The sequence below is a fragment of the uncultured Thiohalocapsa sp. genome (assembly GCF_913063425.1).
Lineage (GTDB): Bacteria > Pseudomonadota > Gammaproteobacteria > Chromatiales > Chromatiaceae > Thiohalocapsa.
Genome location: NZ_CAJXYK010000002.1, coordinates 38,254 through 56,151, shown reverse-complemented (window position 1 = coordinate 56,151; position 17,898 = coordinate 38,254). Strand labels below are relative to the sequence as shown.

The following is a 17,898-nucleotide window of genomic DNA, read 5'->3' as shown; positions in this document are numbered from 1 at the left end:
GGGAGGCCCAGCGGGGAAACCCCCAGCGAGGAAAACCATGAGCACGCTTCACACTGTCAACAAATCGCCCTTCGAGAAGCCGTCCCTGGACGCCTGCCTTGCCCACGTCGGCGGCGGCGCCAGTGTGCTGCTGCTCGAGGACGGCGTCTACGCGGCCACAAAGGGCACGGCTGTCGAAGAGCGCGTGAAAGGCGCGCTCGATTCCGTCAAGCTGTTCGTGCTGGGGCCGGATCTGATGGCGCGCGGGCTGTCCGAAGATCGCGTCATCGAGGGCATCAGCGTCGTGGACTATGCGGGCTTCGTGGATTTGGCCGCGGAGAACGATAAGGTCCAGGCCTGGCTGTAACTCAATCAACCTCCAACCAGGAGCATCAACATGCCTATCGAAGTCAACGGTAAGTCCTTCGAGACCGACGAAGAGGGCTACCTCGCCAACATCAACGACTGGGAGCCCGGCGTCGCCGAGGTGATGTCCAAAGAAGACGACCTGGAGCTCACCGACGAGCACTGGGACATCATCAACTACTTGCGCGAGTACTACGAGGAATACCAGATCGCGCCGGCGGTGCGCGTGCTGACCAAGGCCGTCGGCAAGAAGTTCGGCAAGGACAAGGGCAACAGCAAGTATCTCTACGGCCTGTTCCCCTACGGTCCGGCCAAACAGGCGTGCCGCTACGCCGGCCTGCCGAAGCCGACCGGCTGCGTCTGACGCACCCAGGTCGGGGCCGCTGCCGGCGGCGCCGTCAGCCGCCGGCGGCCGCCGTGATGACTGTCGCCGCGCGCGGGGGCTGCAATGCCGCCCGCCGCGGCGACGGAGCCCAGACAGCAGTGCCGGTGAGCCTCCGCAGCCGGTACCTGCTGCCTGGACGCGTATAACGAGATCATTACTGAGGCAACGTCGTCATGTCCTTCATCTCCACCATCTACGCCTATGTGTTCTACTTTGCGGCGTTCGTGTTGGTGGCCGGGCTGGCGGCCAAGGTCGTCCAGTACGCGCGGGCACCGGCGCCGCTCAAGATCCCCACCACGCCCGCACCGACGACACGTGCCGGCGTCGTCTTCCGGCTGACGCGCGAGGTGGTCTTCTTCGAGAGTCTCTTCCGCGGCAACAAGTGGATCTGGATCTTCGGCTGGATGTTCCACTTCGGCCTGTTCCTGGTGACGCTGCGCCACCTGCGGTATTTCATCGAGCCCGTTTGGGCGCCGATCCAGTTCATCCAGCCGTTCGGCATCTATGGCGGCATCGCCATGGTGGTGGGGCTGGCCGGCTTGTGGGCGCGACGCTTCCTGGTGGACCGGGTGCGCTACATCACCTCCCTGTCCGACCACCTGATCCTGGCGCTGCTGATCACCATCGGCCTGTCGGGGCTCGCGATGCAGTTCCTGGCTCACACCGACGTGATCCGCGTGAAGGAGTTCTTCCAGGGGCTTTACGTCGGCCAGATCATGCTGCTTCCCGCAGACCCGCTGCTGCTGCTGCACCTGCTGCTGGTGGCCGCACTGATGATCATCTTCCCCTACAGCAAGCTGCTGCACATGCCGGGGCTCTTTTTCAGTCCCTCGCGCAACCAGGTGGACAACCCCCGGGAGCGCCGGCACGTCGCCGGCTGGGCGCGACGGCTGGAGCAGTCCCAGTAAGCCGCAGCGGCAACAGCTGCATACAGATTCAGGTCTCGGCGAGCGCCGACCGAGCGAGCGGAGACCGCGGGCGACACCGGATGGTCCCCTGGAACCAACGCTGCTGATCCGGGGCCTCACGAAGCAGGTGCGCCCCGGGGTACGCCACAAGGGCGCCAGATACAGCTTTCGGAGAGACTGACACCATGGCCAAGGCCGACTTCGAAGTTCCCGTCCTGAAACAGTACCCGGAGATCCCGGAGATCGAGCCGGGCGTCATGGCCCACTCGTCCCCGTTCAAGTCGAAGGAAGAGTTCCAGGCGCCCCTGGGCTATCCCGGCACGCTGGTGGACGACTGGCAGGAGAAGGCCATCGACAAGATGGGCGAGCTGCTCGGGCGTTATCGCGGCCTGCGGGTGTACCTCGACTCCTGCGTCAAGTGCGGCTCCTGCACCGACAAGTGTCATTACTACCTGGGCACGCACGATCCCAAGAACATGCCGGTCGGGCGGCAGGACCTGATGCGCAAGGTCTATCGGCGCTACTTCACGCTGGCCGGCAAGTATTTTCCGAAGCTCGTCGGCGCCGAGGATTTCACCGAGGAAGTGCTGAACGACTGGTACAGCTACTTCCACCAGTGCTCCCAGTGCCGACGCTGCTCGGTGTTTTGCCCCTACGGCATCGACACGGCAGAGATCTCCATGGCCGCCCGGGAGATCATGGACCACATCGGGGTCGGCCAGAAGTACTGTAACGAGATTATCGGCAAGGTCTACAAGATCGGCAACAACCTTGGCCTGCCCGGGCCGGCGCTGGAGGACACCCTCGAGGGGCTGGAAGAGGACGTCTACGACGACACCGGCGTCGAGGTGAAGTATCCGCTCGACCAGGAGGGCGCCGAAATCCTGCTCATCACGCCCTCGGCGGACTTCTTCGCCGAGCCGCACGTGGACGGGCTCATCGGCTACGGCAAGGTGTTCCACGAGGCCGGCGTGTCCTGGACGCTGAGCAGCCATGCCTCGGAGGCCGCCAACTTCGGCATGTTCATCGGCTCCTACGAGAACATGCGCCGGGTGGCACTGCGCATCCGCGAGGCGGCCATCAAGCTCGGCGTCAAGCGCATCGTCTTCGGCGAATGCGGCCACGCCTGGCGCGTCGCCTACAGCTTCCTGAACACCCTGGCCGGACCCTGGGACTTCCTCGATCAGCGTTATCCGATCCCGCAGCACATCTGCGAATTCACCTATGACCTGATCCAGCAGGGCAAGCTTCGGTTCGACAAGAGCCAGAACGACGATATGGTGCTGACCTACCACGACTCGTGCAACGTCTCGCGGGCGTCGCGCATGGGTGATCGTCCCGGTGGTCAGTTCGATATCCCCCGCGCCATCATCCGCGCCACCTGCAACAACTTCTACGACATGGACGAGGACACCATCCGCGATCGCACCTTCTGCTGCGGCGGCGGTGGCGGCCTGCTGACCGACGATCTGATGGAGATCCGCGTCAAGGGGGCGCAGCCGCGCGTCGAGGCGCTGAACAACGTCATGCAGGAGAAGGGCGTGACGCACATGGCCGCCATCTGCGCCATCTGCAAGAGCCAGTTCACCAAGGTGCTGCCCTACTACGGCATGGACATGGACCAGATCGTGAGCGTGCATCAGCTCGTGTCCAATGCACTGATCCTGACCGGGCAGAACACCGACGAGGACGAGGAGGAGGTGGCCGACGAGGCTGCCTGATGCCGTCGGGCCTCGACGCGGCCGGGGCCGGACACGCACGGGCTTCGGCGAGAAGCGCACAGGTACAGACTCCGGCTGCAACCGGAGCCACGAATACAACGGCTCGGCCGACATCGTTTCGGCCCGGCCGCATCGATCAGCGAGACACCTTGCTCGCAGCGTAAGGAGCGTTATCCATGGCAACTTCCAGCGACGAAATGAACAAGCTTTCCTGGCGTCGGTTCGAGGACGGCGACAACGTCTGGGATGACCTCACCGAACAGATCTTCGTCCAGGATACCTCCCACAAGTGTCCGACCTACGTGCACAAGACGCCCCCCTGCCAGGGCAGCTGTCCGTCGGGCGAGGACATCCGGGGCTGGCTGCAGATCGTGCGCGGGCTGGAGCAGCCGCCGGAGGGCATGACCTGGCAGGAGTATGCCTTCCGCCGCTCCACCGACGCCAACCCCTTCCCGTCCATGATGGGCCGCGTCTGCCCGGCGCCGTGCCAGGACGGCTGCAACCGCAACGAGGTGGAAGACTACGTCGGCATCAATGCCGTCGAGCAGTTCATCGGCGACAACGCGACCGAGCAGGGCTTCAAGTTCTATCCCGCTGAGCACGACACGGGGAAGAACATCGCCATCATCGGCGGCGGCCCCGCCGGCCTTGCCGCGGCCTACCAGCTGCGCCGCAAGGGGCATGCGGCCACCATCTTCGAGGCCAACGGCGACCTCGGCGGCATGTTCCGCTACGGCATTCCCGGTTACCGCGTGCCGCGCGACGCCCTGGATGCCGAGATCAACCGCATCCTCGACATGGGCAAGATCGAGGTGAAGCTGAACAGCCGCGTCGGTGTGGACATCACGGTCGAGGAGCTGGAGCAGAATTACGACGCCGTGCTCTGGGCCATCGGCTGTCAGTCCGGCCGTGGGCTGCCGGTGCCGGGCTGGGAAGGCACCCCCAACTGCGTCTCCGGTGTCGCCTTCCTGAAGGCATTCAACGAGGGCCGGATGAAGGTCACCGCCGAGAAGGTGGTCTGCGTCGGCGGTGGTGACACCTCCATCGACGTGGTGTCCGTGGCCCGTCGCCTCGGACACATCACCAAGACCGGCAAGAGTGACCTGCCCGAGACCGTCATCCACGACGGCTATGTGGCCCACGATACGGCCATGACCGCCGCCGCCGAAGGCGCCGAGGTGACCCTGACTTCGCTCTTCACGCGCGACAAGATGACCGCCGCCGAGCATGAGGTACATGACGCGCTGCACGAGGGTGTGACCGTCCTCGACGGCGTCATGCCGGTGGAGGTCATCAAGAACGACCAAGGCCGCGCCGTCGGTCTCAAGGTGGCGGACTGTGAGATGAAGGACGGTCGCCCGACGCCGGTGGAGGGCACCGAGCGGGTGCTCGAGGCCGACCTCGTGGTCGCTGCCATCGGCCAGGGCGGTGACATGACCGGCCTTGAGGCCCTGGACAACGGCCGTGGCCTGATGAACTCGGACAAGTTCTACCAGGTGCCGGACAAGCCCGGGCATTTCGTCGCCGGCGACATCATCCGGCCGCACCTCCTGACCACGGCCATCGGCCAGGCCTGGATCGCGGTGGAGTCCATCGACGAGTACCTGAAGCAGGAAGAGCACAAGAAGCGCCCGAAGGTGGATGTCCACCACTTCAACCTGCTGGAGAAGATGACCGAGGCCCACCTGGCGCCCGACCAGTTCCAGGTGGATGCGTCCGGGGATCTGCGCGGCACCTCCGACGCCAACTACGCCATCCACAACTACGAAGACCGCTCCAGCGCGGAGGTCATCCCGCACGACGAGCTCTACCTCGGTCACTTCCCCTTCACGCCGCGCGTGAAGCGTAAGGAAGAAGTGCCGAGTGCCGAGGAGGTCCTGGGCCACTTCAGGGAGCGCGTCATCGGCTACAGCGAGGAGGACGCCGTCACCGAGGCCAAGCGCTGCATGAGCTGTGGCATGTGCTTCGAGTGCGACAACTGCGTCATCTTCTGCCCGCAGGATGCGGTCTTCCGGGTCAACAAGGACCAGAAGACCACCGGTCGTTATGTGGACACCGACTACGCCAAGTGCATCGGCTGCCACATCTGCGCCGACGTCTGCCCCACGGGCTACATCAAAATGGGCCTGGGCGAATAGGCCCAAGGCAACGGCGGCCCCCAAAGGACCACGCGCCCGCGGGGGCCGCAGTACTGCGATCAGTAATGCGATGAATCACAACCAGTCCAAGTCCGGCGTGCGTCCCGCCGCGGCCGTGCAGTGGCTGCTGGCCCTGGTTTGCCTGGGCCTGGCTGGCATGGCACAGGCCACCGGCGTCGGCGATTTCGTTGTCGACAGCTCCAGGGCCGCGCAGCTCGAAAACTGCGTCGAGCCGACAGAATACATGCGCCGCAACCACATGGAGGTCATCCGCCACCAGCGCGACACCACGGTCTACGGCGGCATTCGCTCCACCAAGCACAGCCTCTCGGGCTGTGTCGGATGCCATGTCGGCTACGACGCCGATCATAAGCCCGTCGCCATCAACGACAAAGGCCAGTTCTGTGCCGCGTGCCACAACTATACGGCGGTGAAGCTGAACTGCTTCGACTGTCACGCCACCATCCCCGAGGGTGAAGCCTGGAACCAGGTGATGGCAGTGGATCACGGCGAGCTGCTGCCCGGTGTCGAAGAGCAGGCGGACGCCGCCGCTGCGGGGAGCAGAGCACAATGAGCCGAGAACCCGATCGACAAGTCAACCAAGACCGCCGCCGCTTCATGGGCGCCGCCGCCGGCGCCGTTGCCGGCAGTGCGGGCGGCGTGGGTGCCCTGGCTGTGGGCGCCCTGGGCTACACGGCTGCGGACGATGCGGCGGCAGCCCCGCGCACCGAGCCGGTGAGCGACCGTCACCGCTGGGGCATGTTCGTCGATACCGCCAAATGTGCCGAGGGCTGCACCGCCTGCGTGGACGCCTGTGACCAGGAGAACGGCCTCAACCTTCAGGCCGAGCCGCACGGCAGCAACGAGGCGAAGTGGCAGAATCAGCGCGCGGTCTGGATCCGCAAGGTCAAATTGCAGGACAAGACCAGCGGGCACGTCACCAATCTGCCGCTGATGTGTCAGCACTGCGAGCACCCGCCGTGCGTGGATGTCTGCCCGACCGGGGCGTCGTTCAAGCGGGCCGATGGCATCGTCATGGTGGACCGGCACACCTGCATTGGGTGTCGCTACTGCATGATGGCCTGTCCGTACAAGGCCCGTTCCTTCATTCACGAGCAGGTGGATCAGAAGCTCACGCGCGCCCCGCGCGGCATGGGCTGCGTCGAGAGCTGCAACCTCTGTGCACACCGCCTGGATGAAGGCAGCGCATCCACCGCGTGCGCTGACGCCTGTGCGGCCGAGGGCCATCACGCCATCGTCTTCGGCGACCTCAAGGACCCCACCAGCGCCGTGCGCCAGGCGATGGCCAAGCAGCCGAGCCGGCAGATCCGCGAGGACCTGGAGCTCAACACCGGCGTGCGCTACGCCGGCATCTGACCCACCCCAAGCCGCGCGCAAGCGCGGCTGACCGCGGCGCCTGCCGCCGCGGGTTCATCATCGAGACCGACCGATGAGCAAGAGAATCGTCTACCGTGAATGGCTGATACAACCCGAGCGATACTGGGGTTTGCTCGCCGTGCTTGCCGCCATTATCGCCATCGGCGGGGCCTCCGCGCTGTACATGGAGCACGAAGGTCATTGGGTCACAGGCATGACCAATTCCGTGGTCTGGGGGCTGCCGCACGTGTTCGCCGTGTTCCTGATCGTCGCCGCGTCAGGCGCGCTCAACGTCGCGTCCATCGGCACGGTCTTCAACAAGCCGGCCTACAAGCCGTTGGGACGATTGTCCGGGCTGCTCGCTGCCGGCCTGCTGGTGGGGGGGCTGCTGGTGCTGGTGCTCGACCTGGGGCGTCCGGATCGGCTGGTCGTGGCCATGACCACCTACAACTTCAGCTCCATCTTCGCCTGGAACATCTTCCTCTACACGGGTTTCCTGGCCATCACCATCGGTTACCTCTGGACCATGGCGGAGCGCAAGGGCAATTACCTTCAGCGTCCGGTGGGCGTGTTCGCCTTCCTGTGGCGGCTCGCGCTCACCACCGGCACGGGCTCCATCTTCGGCTTCCTCGTTGGCCGTACGGCGTACGATACCGCGGTGCTGGCGCCCATGTTCGTGGTCATGTCCTTCGCTTATGGCCTTGCCATCTACATGCTCGTGCTGATGACAAGCTTCGAGTGGGACGGCCGTCCCATCGGACCCAAGATTCTGAAGCGCCTCAAGGACCTGCTCGGGCTGTTCGTGGGCGCGGTGCTGTATTTCACCATTGTCTACCACCTGACCAACCTCTACGGCGCCAAGAACACGGATTTCGAGGCCTTTCTGTTGGCGAACGGCGGCATTTACACGCTCATGTTCTGGGGCGGCTGGGTGCTGGTGGGTGGGCTGCTGCCGCTCGGGATCATCTATCACCCCCGGCTCGGCAAAGACCGTAACTGGATCGCCACCGCTTGTGCGCTGGTCATCGCGGGCGGGCTTGCTGCCATGTACGTCGTGATCATCGGCAGCCAGGCCTTTCCGCTGGAGATGTTCCCGGGCAAGACCGTGCTGGCCTTCGGCGCGCCCGGTGATGTGGGCGGCGCCGTCGCGCCCTACACGCCGACGCTGCCCGAGCTGCTGCTCGGCATCGGCGGCGTTGGCGTGGCCATGCTCATCGTGTCCGTCGGCATCCGGGTGCTGCAATTCCTGCCGGAGTCGCTGTCCGACAAGGAGATGGACGGGCTGGCCGAGGCCGTTTGAGCAGCCGCAGGCCAGGCCGCGGGCCGGCGCAGCGTGGCGCCGGACCCGCGGCGGCGCAGGTCTACCGCCTCCTACAGCAGCGCGTGACACCGGCTTACCCGCGACATGGCGCATATCTACCTCGCCGCCACCCGCAAGTCCTCCGGTAAGACGACGCTGAGCATTGGGCTGACGCGGGCGCTGCGCAGGCGCGGGCAACGGGTGCAGCCCTTCAAGAAAGGGCCGGACTACATCGACCCGCTGTGGCTGTCCACCGCCGCAGGCCGGTCCTGTCTGAACCTGGACTATCACACCACGCCCGCGGACGAGATCCGGGCATCCTTCGCACGCGCGCTGGCCGACGCAGACCTCGGCTTCATCGAGGGCAATGTCGGCCTGTTCGACAGCATCGACCTGCACGGCGCCTACAGCAACGCTGAGCTTGCGAAGCTCATCCAGGCACCCGTGCTGCTGGTGGTGGACGTGCAGGGCATGACGCGGGGTATCGCGCCCCTGCTGCTCGGCTACCTCGCGTTCGATCCAGCATTGAGCATCGCCGGCATCATTCTCAACAAGGTCGGCAGCGGGCGGCACGAGGCCAACCTGCGCCGGGTTGTCGAGCATTACACGGACCTGCCCGTCATCGGCGCGGTGCCGCGGCTTGCGGAGATCGGTATCGAAGAGCGCCATCTCGGCCTCATGCCGAGTAACGAGGCGGCGGCCGCTGACACCACCGTGGATCGCATCGCCGACCTCATCGTGAAGCACGTGGATCTGGCCGCCGTGGAGCGGATCGCCGCCTCCGCGCCAAGGCCGCCGGCAGCCGCGCCGCCGGCGCCGATCGTGCCCGCAGGCCAGCCGGTGCGTATCGGCATTGCCCGCGACGATGCCTTCGGCTTCTACTATCCCGATGACCTCGCCGCATTCAGCAGCGCCGGCGCCGAGCTCATCTCCTTCAGCCCGGTGACGGATGCGGACCTGCCCGACGTGGATGCGCTCTTCATCGGCGGCGGCTTTCCGGAGATGCGCATGCGGGAGCTGGAGGCGAACATGCACATGCGCCAAGCAGTGGCGGACTTCATTCGGTCGGGTAAGCCCGCCTATGCAGAGTGCGGCGGGCTCATTTACCTGATGGAGCGGCTGCACTGGCAGGGCCGCAGCTGCCACATGTGTGGCGTGCTGCGCGCCGACGTGGCCATGCATGAGCGCCCCCAGGGCCGCGGCTATGTGCAGCTGGCGGAGACCGCTGCCTTTCCCTGGCCGCAGCGCCCCGGGCAGGGCGACGCTGCGTCCATCCATGCCCACGAGTTCCATCACTCCGCGGTGGTGACGCCTGACCCGGACTGGATCTACGGCTACCGCGTCCTGCGCGGGCAGGGCGTGGATGGCCACCACGACGGCATCGTCTGGGGCAACTCGCTTGCGAACTATGCACACCTGCGCGACGTGGGCGGGGTGGGCTGGACGGGCCGGTTTTTGGCACATATCCGCGCCCAAATCTGACGCATCGGCCCCGAAGCCCAGGGCTCGACGCGGGCATGCATCGACAGGGGTCTGCGGGGGCGACGCCGCCGGGGCCGGCGCGTTATGATCTTGCAATGATGTAGTCGGCGTGCACACGCCGGCCGAGCAGACAGCAGTGGGAAGGAGAGGCATGTTCAAGTTGACGCCGGCTGCGGCCGAACAAGTCCTGAAAGCGGCCAAGCAGGGCAATGCCGAGGGTATGTCCCTGCGCCTCGCCGCCGAGCAGAAGCCGGATGGTGCCATCGAGTACCGCATGGGCTTCGAGGATTCCATCCAGGAGGACGATATTCGCTTCCAGAGCGAAGGCATCGACCTGGTGATGTCACCGGAAGACGTACCGCTGCTCGATCAGGCCACCATGGACTATGCCGAAGTCGAGCCCGGCAAGTTGCACTTCATCTTCCTTAACCCGAAGGACCCGCACTACAAGCCGCCTTCCGATTCTTGATTGGCTGGACGCTGCTGAGCGCGGCGCGACGGACGGCTTCGCGCCCGGCAGCGCGATGTAGTGCAAACGCATCATGCATCGCTCAGGCCCCGTTCCGCAGCCCCCCCAGCCCCCCCAGCCCCCCGGCACTCAGCCCCCAGCACTCAGCCCCTCCCATGGAGCTCGCCAGCGAAGACAATTTCCGGCTCAACGTGCTGCTCGCCAACAAGCCCAAGGCGATCCGCATCGACGAGTCCAAGCTCATCGTCTACGGGCTGTCGGACAAGGGCGAGGCCAAGGTGGAGCTGAAGCCCACCGGCCGTCCGGAGCAGTACCTGCGTGCCGTCAAAGAGCTGATCTCCGGCCACATCCTGGGCTCGCCGGGCGGTTACCCGGTGTATCTCAAGCGCTGGACCCGCATGGGCCAGATGCGCGACGAGAGCCTGGAGCAGCTGCTGATGCTCGGGGAGCCTGAGGCCGTCGTCGCCGCCGTGGGCTCGCCCGGCCTCACCGAGGAGCTGGCCCGGCGCGCCTGGTGGGCCATGGAGGACGCCGACAACGCGAGGCGCATGCTGGAGAATCCGAACATCGTCGCAAGCGCCATGGGGCCGGTGCTCGCCGAGTACGTCCTCGACTATCTGCCGTTCGAGACGGAGTCGGACAAACAGACGGACTCGGTGCGGCTGATCCTGAAGCCCGGGCTGCTGGATGCGGCGAAGATCGACGACCTCTGGTCCAAATCCGGGCGCAGGCAGGCCTATCTGGTGGGCTTCCTGCAGGCCCTGCCGGACGCCCTGCCGCAGCCGCTTGCACCGCGGGAGGACCACCAAACCCGCACCGCGCAGCTGGAGCCCCTGCATGCCGCCGGCAACCCCGCGGCGGGTCTGCTGCTGCGCGCCGTCTCCGGCCCAGGTCAAACCTATCTCAAGACGGTGGCCACGGTGCTGGACAAGCCGCCGAACCAGGACGTGGTCACCGCCGCCTTCGACTGCCTGCGGGCGTATTTCGCAGCGCTTCGCCCTGACGGCGACCCCAAGCAGCCCTGGCCCGACCTGGAGGCGGAGGCACGGTCCTTCGCCGACGCAGATGGCGCGCCCGAGGCCGTGGCAGAGGTGCTGGCGCGCTGCCCCGAGGCACGCGACGACATCATGGCCATGCGCATCCTCTCAGGCGTGGGCTATGGTGTGATCCGACCAGTGCTGAGCGACCCCACCACCCTGGGCAGCCTGATGCGGCGCAAGCTGAAGCCCGTCATGGACCCGATCCAGGCGCAGATCGCGCAGCTGCGGGCGTCCAAGGCCTGATCGGCAGGGCAGGCGCGCTCGGCACGCCGGGCGCCTGCAACGGCTGCGCCGCGCTGCGTTGTGCCTATTGCCGTCGCACCGTCACGTTCGTCTGGCTGCCGCCGCCGGTCTGACTCGTCAGCTGGTACTGGCCGTCGCAGATTGTGGTGAGTGCGAGGATGGCCTCATGCCCGCAGAAGCGGCCCCAGACGCGCCAGTCCCCTTTGCCGGTGCGGGTGACGGCACCGTGTGAGTGGTAGCCGCCGACGCTGCCTGTGACCCGCCACTCCTTCTGATTGATGCGGGTGATCTCGGCGAAGGACTCGCGCCCGCCGATGTGGCCCGTGAGGCGCCATTTGCGGCCTTTGACCATCTCCGAGACGGTGGCGAAGGATTCCCGCCCGTCCACCCAGCCTGATGCCTTCCACATCTGCGTCCGACTCCGGCGGGTCGTATCGCCCGCTCAGCTGTGCCCTTGGCGGGAGTGTAAGACCGACCACCCCTGATGCAAGGTGGCGGCAGCGCTCGCCCGCGGGCTTGTCGGCGCCCAGGCACTGACGCCGGGCGCAAGGCGTCGGCGTTCTGCGTGCCGCAGCCGGCGTTTCCTCAAGGTGCTTGAGCCGGCCGGCCAGAGCAGGCCGGTCGGCACCGCTGGGGTCAGCGCGGGCGCTTCGGCTCGCGGCGGCGGGCGGCGGCGTCGGCGAGCTCCTCCAGCATGGGCACCGTGTCGTCCCAGCCGATGCAGGCGTCGGTGATGCTCTGGCCGTAGTGCAGCGCCACGTCGGGCTTCAGGTCCTGGCGGCCGGCCACCAGGTGGCTTTCGATCATGGCGCCGATGATGCGGTGGTCGCCGCGGGCGATCTGTCCGGCCACGTCCTCGCAGACGCGCAGCTGCTTGGCGTGCTGCTTGCGGCTGTTGGCGTGGCTGAAGTCGATCATGATCTTCGGCCGCAGGCCCGCCTCTTCGATGGCCTCGGCGGCGATGTTGACGCTCTCAGTGTCGTAGTTGGGGCGGCTCCCGCCGCGCAGAATGATATGCGTGTCCAGGTTGCCGCGGGTGCTGAAGATGGCCGACTGGCCGTCCTTGGTGAGGGACATGAACACATGCGGCCGGGCGGCGGCGTGGATGGCGTCGATGGCCACCTTCACGCTGCCGTCGGTGGCGTTCTTGAAGCCCACCGGACAGGACAGCCCGGAGGCGAGCTCGCGGTGGCCCTGGCTCTCGGTGGTGCGCGCCCCGATGGCGCCCCAGCTCACCAGGTCTGCGATGTACTGGGGGCTGATCAGGTCCAGGAACTCCGTGCCGGCGGGGATGCCCAGCTCGTTCAGGTCCAGGAGCAGCCTGCGCGCGAGCCCCAGGCCCTTGTTGATCTCGAAGCTGCCGTCCAGGTTCGGGTCATTGATGAGCCCCTTCCAGCCGACGGTGCTGCGCGGCTTCTCGAAGTAGACCCGCATCACGATCATCAGCCGGTCCACCAGTGCCCGGCGCACTTCCACCAGGCGGCGGGCGTAGTCCATGGCCGCCTCCGGGTCGTGCACGGAGCACGGACCCACCACCACCAGCAGGCGGTCGTCGTCGCCGTGGAGGATACGCTGGATTTCGCTGCGGGCGTGGAACACGGTCTCCGCGGCGGTGTCCGTGATCGGGAACTCGGCGTGCAGGTCCCTGGGCGCGATGACCTGCTTGATTTCGCGGATGCGGAGATCGTCGGTTTCTGGGCGCATGAGTATGAGGCGCGCTGTCGGGCGCAACTGGCTGGGATAGGCGGCGCCGGCCGTTTGCGCACGACCGCGTCACAGCGGAACAAGCCCCTCAGTATAACTGAACGCCAATGGGACGGGGCCGGACCACCCAGGCCAAACCCGCGTGCATGCATGGCTTGCTCAGGGTGCGACACCTTACAATGCTGGATTTTGCCGCCGGCCCGATGGCCCGGGTTGCGGCACTGAATCCCGGCTTTCGACTGCACCGCCGGCATACTGCCCGCGGCGCCGCCGGCGGCTTTCCTCAAGAGACCGAACACTGCAATGAAGAACGATGGATCCGGCAAGGGGCCGGGACAGCCGCAGCCGCCCGGAGCCGGCGGCCGCGCCACAGGCCGCCGCCGGCGGCGCGCCGCCGGCGAGATCGATGCCTGGGCTGAAGAGATTTATGCGGCGCCCAAGGACAAGGCGGCTGCTGACGAGGGCGAGGCGCAGGTCATCGTCAGCACCCGGCTGCGCAAGCCCAAGGTGCACCTCACGGCGCCCGCCACCACAGCCCACGTGGACCTGCGTCGCTACATGGGCCGCTGGTACGAGATCGCGCGCCTGCCGTATTTCACCCAACGCCGCTGCGTCAAGGACGTCACCGCCGACTATGTGCTGGGCGATGACGGCATGGTCTATGTCACCAACCGCTGCACCCACCAGGACGGCAGCGTGGGCACCGCCAAGGGCGTCGCGCGGGTGGTGGACCGCGGCACCAATGCGCGGCTCGAAATCAGCTTCCGCACCCTCTACGGCGTGCACGTGCTCTGGGACGACTATTGGATCATCGGCGTCGGCGCCGACTACGACTACGCGCTGGTGGGCCAGCCCACGCGCAAGCGCGGCTGGATCCTCGCCCGCGACCCGCGACCGCCGGAGGAGCAGGTGCAGCGCTGGCTCGCGGAGTTTGCCGACAAGGGCTTCCCCGCTGGCGAGCTGGTGCGCACGCGACAGGAGGCTGGTGAGGCGTCAGCGTCGGTGGACTCCGGCGTTGAGGAGGTGGGTTAGCCTCCTCGGCAGGCGTGCAGGCGTGCAGGCGTGCAGGCGTGCAGGTAGGTTGAATAAGCGAAGCGCATCCACCGGGGGCGAGGCGAGCGAGCGGTGGGTGTCTCCACCCGACCGCCACATGACCGGCCGCACGCGTCGCCCTGCGCCCTGTTCGCCACGGCGCCCGTCGTCCCACTGCTGTCGGCGGACTGAAGTCCGCCCGCCCCAGGGTGCCGACTGAAGGCGGCGTACCCGGCGCGGGCGGCCTCGCGACTTCCGCGGTGCGGCACCAGAGAGGCGGCGGCGCGCACTGCGCCGCTGCCTGAGCCGCCCGGCGCCGGCTGGCGAGCCGGCAGCTCCCATTCAATCCCAAGGGCTCAATCCCGGCGCCTTAGGCCCAGCGCCTCAATCCCAGCTTAAGGCCCCGCCCGTCTGGTACTCGGTGACCCGGGTCTCGAAGAAGTTCTTCTCCTTCTTCAGGTCCAGCACCTCGGACATCCAGGGGAAGGGGTTGGTGACCCCGGGGTACTGCTCCGGCAGGCCGATCTGCGCGCAGCGGCGGTTGGCGATGAACTGGAGGTACTCCTCGAACATGGGGGCGTTCAGGCCGAGCACGCCGCGGGGCATGGTCTCGTGGGCGTACTGGGCCTCCAGCGCCACGGCGTCACGGATCATGGTCACCAGCTCCTGTTTGAACGCCTCGGTCCACAGGTGCGGGTTCTCGATCTTGATCTGGTTGATGACATCGATGCCGAAGTTCATGTGCATGGACTCATCGCGCAGGATGTACTGGAACTGCTCGGCGGTGCCGGTCATCTTGTTGCGCCGGCCCATGGAGAGCACCTGCACGAAGCCGACGTAGAAGAAGATGCCTTCGAAGATCACGTAGAAGGCCACCAGCTCCCGCAGCAGGCGCTGGTCGTTCTCGGGCGTGCCGGTGTGGAAGTGCGGGTCCGCGAGGTACTGGGTGTAGGGCAGGGCCCACTCCGCCTTGCGCGCCACCGCCGGCACCTCCCGGTACATGTTGAAGATCTCGCCCTCGTCGAGGCCCAGGCTCTCGACGACGTACTGATAGGCGTGGGTGTGCAGGGCCTCCTCGAAGGCCTGGCGCAGCAGGTACTGGCGGCACTCGGGGTTGGTGATGTGGCGGTAGACGGCCAGCACCAGGTTGTTCGCCACCAGGGAGTCGGCGGTGGAGAAGAAGCCCAGGTTGCGCTTGATGATGGTGCGCTCGTCCTCGGTGAGGCCCTGCGGGTCCTTCCACAGCGCGATGTCCGCGTTCATGTTGATTTCCTGCGGCATCCAGTGGTTGGCGCAGCCGTCGAGGTACTTCTGCCAGGCCCAGTCGTACTTGAAGGGCACCAGCTGGTTCAGGTCCGCGTTGCAGTTGATGATGCGCTTGTCGTCAACGCGCAGGCGCCCGGCGCCCATCTCCAGGGTCTCCAACCCGGTGGCGCCGCCCTGGGCGCTGGTGTCGTAGTCGGCGCCCGCCGGCGGCGCGCTGCCGGGCTGCGCTGCCGGCGCCTCGTTCAGCAGAGAGCGCTGGGCGGGCAGCGGGTTCGGGTCCACCACGGGCGCGGCGCCTGCGGTGCGCATGAGCGCGTCGTTACCCAGCAGGCCGTGGCCCGGGCGGGCGGCGGGTGCCGTTGGGGTCTCGGGCGCGGTCTCGGTCTGCCGCTCGGCGGCGCTGCCGAGCTCGAAGTCGTCATCGCCGGCGGCATCCGCGGCGCTGTCGCCGAAGGCGGCCTCACCCGCCGGCAGCGGCCGGGGCGCGGTGCGCGGGCGGGTGGTGACGTTGGCGAGGGGGTCGTCCCAGTTCAGCATCGGATCTCCTCCGGGTCGGTGTGTTGTGGGTCGTGGTTGTGGCGCTGTGCCGGGTCGCTTCCTTGTCCTGACCCTGGTCCGGCAGGGCTGCATCGTCCGCCAGCGCCAAGGGTATGGACAAGGTCAGGTTCAGGTTCAGGGTAAGGGTCAGAGCCGGGGCGCCCGCCGTCTCCCGCAGGCGCCGCCGGCCGTGAGGCTGCATTCTGATCCGCCCGCTCATGAGTCCTCTTCTCTGTCGCTGCGCCAGCGTGCCGTGCCGCTGTCTGCATCCACGCGGGAAATGAGCCAATAGGCGATGCCGAGCGCCAGCACAATGGCGCCGATCCCCACCAGATCCAGGGCCGTGTAGTCCTCCATGTCCAGGATGATGACCTTCCGGGCGATGGCCATCACCGCCGTGGCCACCACCAGCTTCACCGGGAAGACATCGGTGCGCAGGTAGAGGGTGATGTTGGCGAAGATCTCGTAGGCGATGAGCACCGCCAGGAAGACGCCGAAGGTCTGCACGATATTCGGCACCATGAAATAGGGCGGCCGGGACATGCTCATGTACAGGGTGTGGATGACACTCACCACACCCTCCAGGATGACCACCACCATGGCGATGGCCAGCACATAGGTGGCAAGCCGCAGGATGCGATGCAGCAGCCGCAGCACCGGGTCCGGCGCGCGGGTGGGGAACTCCTCGTGCTCCGCCGGTCCACCGCTCATGGATTGCCCCTCACGCGGCGGGCGCATATGCCTGGGCAGCCGGGGGCGGCCCGGCGGGCGCACCGGTGGCCCAGCAGGGCGCTTCGCGGCGCGCAGCAGCAGGGTGCCGAGCGCACCCGCCGCCGCCACCGCCGCAAGCACCAGCGCAACGCGGGCGAAGTCGGGCCAGTCCCACCAGGGCAGGATGTCGATGGACGGCATCTGGGGCTCCGTTGCATGTGTCAGGGCCGCCCGCCTGGGAACAGCGCTGGATTCAGCAGGCCGTCGAGCTCGGCATAGGGCACGGCCACCTCATGCATACCGATGGCGTAGGGGCCCACCTGGTACTGCTCGAAGATCACCCGCAGGCCATCGGCGAGCGGCAGCAGCTTGCGGTAGTTCTCCGGCGTGGGGGCCGTCCCGTCGCGCAGCCAGTCGTCGCCTGGGCTGAAGGGCTCGCGGGCGGCCAGGGTGTTGTAGCAGTAGTCGGCCACCGGTGCCCGCCAGTTGCTGCCGGCGCGGAACAGGCCCTCCACCGGCACTTGGGCGCCTGTATCGCGGCGGATCACCACCGGCAGGTGATGAGTGCCGCCGTGGGCACCGCCGGTGTAGCTGTAGCTGCGCAGGCCGACGGCCCAGAACCGGGGCGCGGTGAAGACCTGGTCATAGTCGATGGCGAGCTGCCAGGCCGGCCCCTGATGACCGGCCCCGGCGGCGAGCAGCTCCCGGTACATGTCGCGGAAGGCCTCGATCTCCGCGGCGACGACATCCGCCAGCACCCGCTCGGCGGCGGCCGCTGCCGCGCCGTCGTCAAGTCGCGGATAGGCGGCCTCGATCTCGAACTGCGCGCCCTGCTGGGTGATGCGCACCGCCTCGGCCGAGCGCTCGGTGCGCGGCGCGCCCATGGGCGTATCGCCGTCGCCGCCGGCGTCGCCGCCGAGCTCGGCGATGCGCTGGCGGTACAGATCTGCGACGCAGTCGCTGTCTGTGCAGCGGTCCCGCCGCTTGAGCCAGGCCCGTTGCGCCGAGGTGAGCCGCTCGGGGTCGTCGGTGCTCCGGCGGGCTGCGCGATAGAGGTCGGCCAGCTCGGCGTCGAGACCGCTCAGCTGCGCATCGGCGCAAATGAGCGTTTCGATGCGTGTCGATGCCTTGGTGCAGTCGAAGCTCGCGGCCTCAGCAACGCCCGCCGCGAGCGCCATGAGGGCGATCACGCCCGCCAGCGGCTGTCGCGCGCCCCTTCGATGCTGATGGTCTGTCATGG

The 17,898-nt window shown here is 67.2% G+C and carries 17 protein-coding genes; 12 read left to right on the top strand and 5 right to left on the bottom strand.

All coding sequences use genetic code 11. The annotated features are described in order from the left end of the window. Positions 1-37: 37 nt before the first annotated feature. From tusB to QZ607_RS01165, 11 genes are all read left to right on the top strand, one after another. A complete protein-coding gene (tusB, locus tag QZ607_RS01215; protein WP_295878692.1) occupies positions 38-346 on the top strand; it encodes a sulfurtransferase complex subunit TusB in 309 nt (102 codons plus the stop codon). Between the two features lie 30 nt (positions 347-376). Next, positions 377-709: a TusE/DsrC/DsvC family sulfur relay protein gene (locus QZ607_RS01210; RefSeq protein WP_295878690.1), complete on the top strand. Its 333-nt coding sequence runs from the start codon at positions 377-379 to the stop codon at positions 707-709. A 194-nt stretch (positions 710-903) separates the two neighbouring features. Beyond that, positions 904-1,638, top strand: coding sequence for a respiratory nitrate reductase subunit gamma (locus QZ607_RS01205; protein WP_295878688.1), 735 nt, complete (start codon positions 904-906; stop codon positions 1,636-1,638). 185 nt (positions 1,639-1,823) lie between these two features. Then, on the top strand, positions 1,824-3,359 hold the full coding sequence (dsrK, locus tag QZ607_RS01200; protein ID WP_295878686.1) for a sulfate reduction electron transfer complex DsrMKJOP subunit DsrK: 1,536 nt from the start codon (positions 1,824-1,826) through the stop codon (positions 3,357-3,359). A 176-nt stretch (positions 3,360-3,535) separates the two neighbouring features. Then, positions 3,536-5,497, top strand: coding sequence for an NAD(P)-binding protein (locus QZ607_RS01195; RefSeq protein ID WP_295878684.1), 1,962 nt, complete (start codon positions 3,536-3,538; stop codon positions 5,495-5,497). 70 nt (positions 5,498-5,567) lie between these two features. Continuing rightward, on the top strand, positions 5,568-6,071 hold the full coding sequence (locus QZ607_RS01190) for a sulfur reduction protein DsrJ (protein ID WP_295878682.1): 504 nt from the start codon (positions 5,568-5,570) through the stop codon (positions 6,069-6,071). Beyond that, positions 6,068-6,874 (top strand): sulfate reduction electron transfer complex DsrMKJOP subunit DsrO, encoded by an 807-nt coding sequence (dsrO, locus tag QZ607_RS01185; RefSeq protein ID WP_295878679.1) that lies wholly within the window; start codon positions 6,068-6,070, stop codon positions 6,872-6,874. The genes QZ607_RS01190 and dsrO overlap by 4 nt, the downstream gene beginning before the upstream one ends. Positions 6,875-6,947: 73 nt before the next feature. Beyond that, positions 6,948-8,174 (top strand): NrfD/PsrC family molybdoenzyme membrane anchor subunit, encoded by a 1,227-nt coding sequence (gene nrfD, locus QZ607_RS01180; RefSeq protein WP_295878676.1) that lies wholly within the window; start codon positions 6,948-6,950, stop codon positions 8,172-8,174. A gap of 105 nt (positions 8,175-8,279) precedes the next feature. Next, a complete protein-coding gene (locus QZ607_RS01175) occupies positions 8,280-9,656 on the top strand; it encodes a cobyrinate a,c-diamide synthase (protein ID WP_295878674.1) in 1,377 nt (458 codons plus the stop codon). A gap of 151 nt (positions 9,657-9,807) precedes the next feature. Further along, positions 9,808-10,125, top strand: coding sequence for an iron-sulfur cluster assembly accessory protein (locus tag QZ607_RS01170; protein ID WP_295878671.1), 318 nt, complete (start codon positions 9,808-9,810; stop codon positions 10,123-10,125). 155 nt (positions 10,126-10,280) lie between these two features. Then, positions 10,281-11,408 (top strand): sulfur reduction protein DsrS, encoded by a 1,128-nt coding sequence (locus tag QZ607_RS01165; RefSeq protein ID WP_295878669.1) that lies wholly within the window; start codon positions 10,281-10,283, stop codon positions 11,406-11,408. A gap of 64 nt (positions 11,409-11,472) precedes the next feature. Here the strand turns inward: QZ607_RS01165 and QZ607_RS01160 are convergent, their stop codons facing one another. Continuing rightward, on the bottom strand, positions 11,473-11,817 hold the full coding sequence (locus QZ607_RS01160) for a hypothetical protein (protein ID WP_295878668.1): 345 nt from the start codon (positions 11,815-11,817) through the stop codon (positions 11,473-11,475). 227 nt (positions 11,818-12,044) lie between these two features. Further along, the gene (locus tag QZ607_RS01155) at positions 12,045-13,112 is read right to left on the bottom strand and encodes a 3-deoxy-7-phosphoheptulonate synthase (protein WP_295878666.1); all 1,068 of its coding nucleotides are present in this window, start codon (positions 13,110-13,112) and stop codon (positions 12,045-12,047) included. 303 nt (positions 13,113-13,415) lie between these two features. Here QZ607_RS01155 and QZ607_RS01150 point away from each other — a divergent pair, with 303 nt between their 5' ends. Beyond that, a complete protein-coding gene (locus QZ607_RS01150) occupies positions 13,416-14,144 on the top strand; it encodes a lipocalin family protein (protein WP_295878664.1) in 729 nt (242 codons plus the stop codon). Between the two features lie 384 nt (positions 14,145-14,528). Here the strand turns inward: QZ607_RS01150 and QZ607_RS01145 are convergent, their stop codons facing one another. The 3 genes from QZ607_RS01145 to QZ607_RS01135 form a co-directional block, all read right to left on the bottom strand. Then, positions 14,529-15,947, bottom strand: coding sequence for a ribonucleotide-diphosphate reductase subunit beta (locus tag QZ607_RS01145; protein ID WP_295878662.1), 1,419 nt, complete (start codon positions 15,945-15,947; stop codon positions 14,529-14,531). Positions 15,948-16,163: 216 nt separating this feature from the next. Next, a complete protein-coding gene (locus QZ607_RS01140) occupies positions 16,164-16,859 on the bottom strand; it encodes a phosphate-starvation-inducible PsiE family protein (RefSeq protein WP_295878660.1) in 696 nt (231 codons plus the stop codon). Between the two features lie 20 nt (positions 16,860-16,879). Continuing rightward, positions 16,880-17,896, bottom strand: coding sequence for a lysozyme inhibitor LprI family protein (locus QZ607_RS01135; protein ID WP_295878658.1), 1,017 nt, complete (start codon positions 17,894-17,896; stop codon positions 16,880-16,882). Between the last annotated feature and the right edge of the window lie 2 nt (positions 17,897-17,898).

Coding starts and splice junctions, on each gene's coding strand:
- tusB (WP_295878692.1), top strand. CDS start 38: ATGAGCACGCTTCACACTGTCAACAAATCGCCCTTCGAGAAGCCGTCC.
- QZ607_RS01210 (WP_295878690.1), top strand. CDS start 377: ATGCCTATCGAAGTCAACGGTAAGTCCTTCGAGACCGACGAAGAGGGC.
- QZ607_RS01205 (WP_295878688.1), top strand. CDS start 904: ATGTCCTTCATCTCCACCATCTACGCCTATGTGTTCTACTTTGCGGCG.
- dsrK (WP_295878686.1), top strand. CDS start 1,824: ATGGCCAAGGCCGACTTCGAAGTTCCCGTCCTGAAACAGTACCCGGAG.
- QZ607_RS01195 (WP_295878684.1), top strand. CDS start 3,536: ATGGCAACTTCCAGCGACGAAATGAACAAGCTTTCCTGGCGTCGGTTC.
- QZ607_RS01190 (WP_295878682.1), top strand. CDS start 5,568: ATGAATCACAACCAGTCCAAGTCCGGCGTGCGTCCCGCCGCGGCCGTG.
- dsrO (WP_295878679.1), top strand. CDS start 6,068: ATGAGCCGAGAACCCGATCGACAAGTCAACCAAGACCGCCGCCGCTTC.
- nrfD (WP_295878676.1), top strand. CDS start 6,948: ATGAGCAAGAGAATCGTCTACCGTGAATGGCTGATACAACCCGAGCGA.
- QZ607_RS01175 (WP_295878674.1), top strand. CDS start 8,280: ATGGCGCATATCTACCTCGCCGCCACCCGCAAGTCCTCCGGTAAGACG.
- QZ607_RS01170 (WP_295878671.1), top strand. CDS start 9,808: ATGTTCAAGTTGACGCCGGCTGCGGCCGAACAAGTCCTGAAAGCGGCC.
- QZ607_RS01165 (WP_295878669.1), top strand. CDS start 10,281: ATGGAGCTCGCCAGCGAAGACAATTTCCGGCTCAACGTGCTGCTCGCC.
- QZ607_RS01160 (WP_295878668.1), bottom strand. CDS start 11,817: ATGTGGAAGGCATCAGGCTGGGTGGACGGGCGGGAATCCTTCGCCACC.
- QZ607_RS01155 (WP_295878666.1), bottom strand. CDS start 13,112: ATGCGCCCAGAAACCGACGATCTCCGCATCCGCGAAATCAAGCAGGTC.
- QZ607_RS01150 (WP_295878664.1), top strand. CDS start 13,416: ATGAAGAACGATGGATCCGGCAAGGGGCCGGGACAGCCGCAGCCGCCC.
- QZ607_RS01145 (WP_295878662.1), bottom strand. CDS start 15,947: ATGCTGAACTGGGACGACCCCCTCGCCAACGTCACCACCCGCCCGCGC.
- QZ607_RS01140 (WP_295878660.1), bottom strand. CDS start 16,859: ATGCCGTCCATCGACATCCTGCCCTGGTGGGACTGGCCCGACTTCGCC.
- QZ607_RS01135 (WP_295878658.1), bottom strand. CDS start 17,896: ATGACAGACCATCAGCATCGAAGGGGCGCGCGACAGCCGCTGGCGGGC.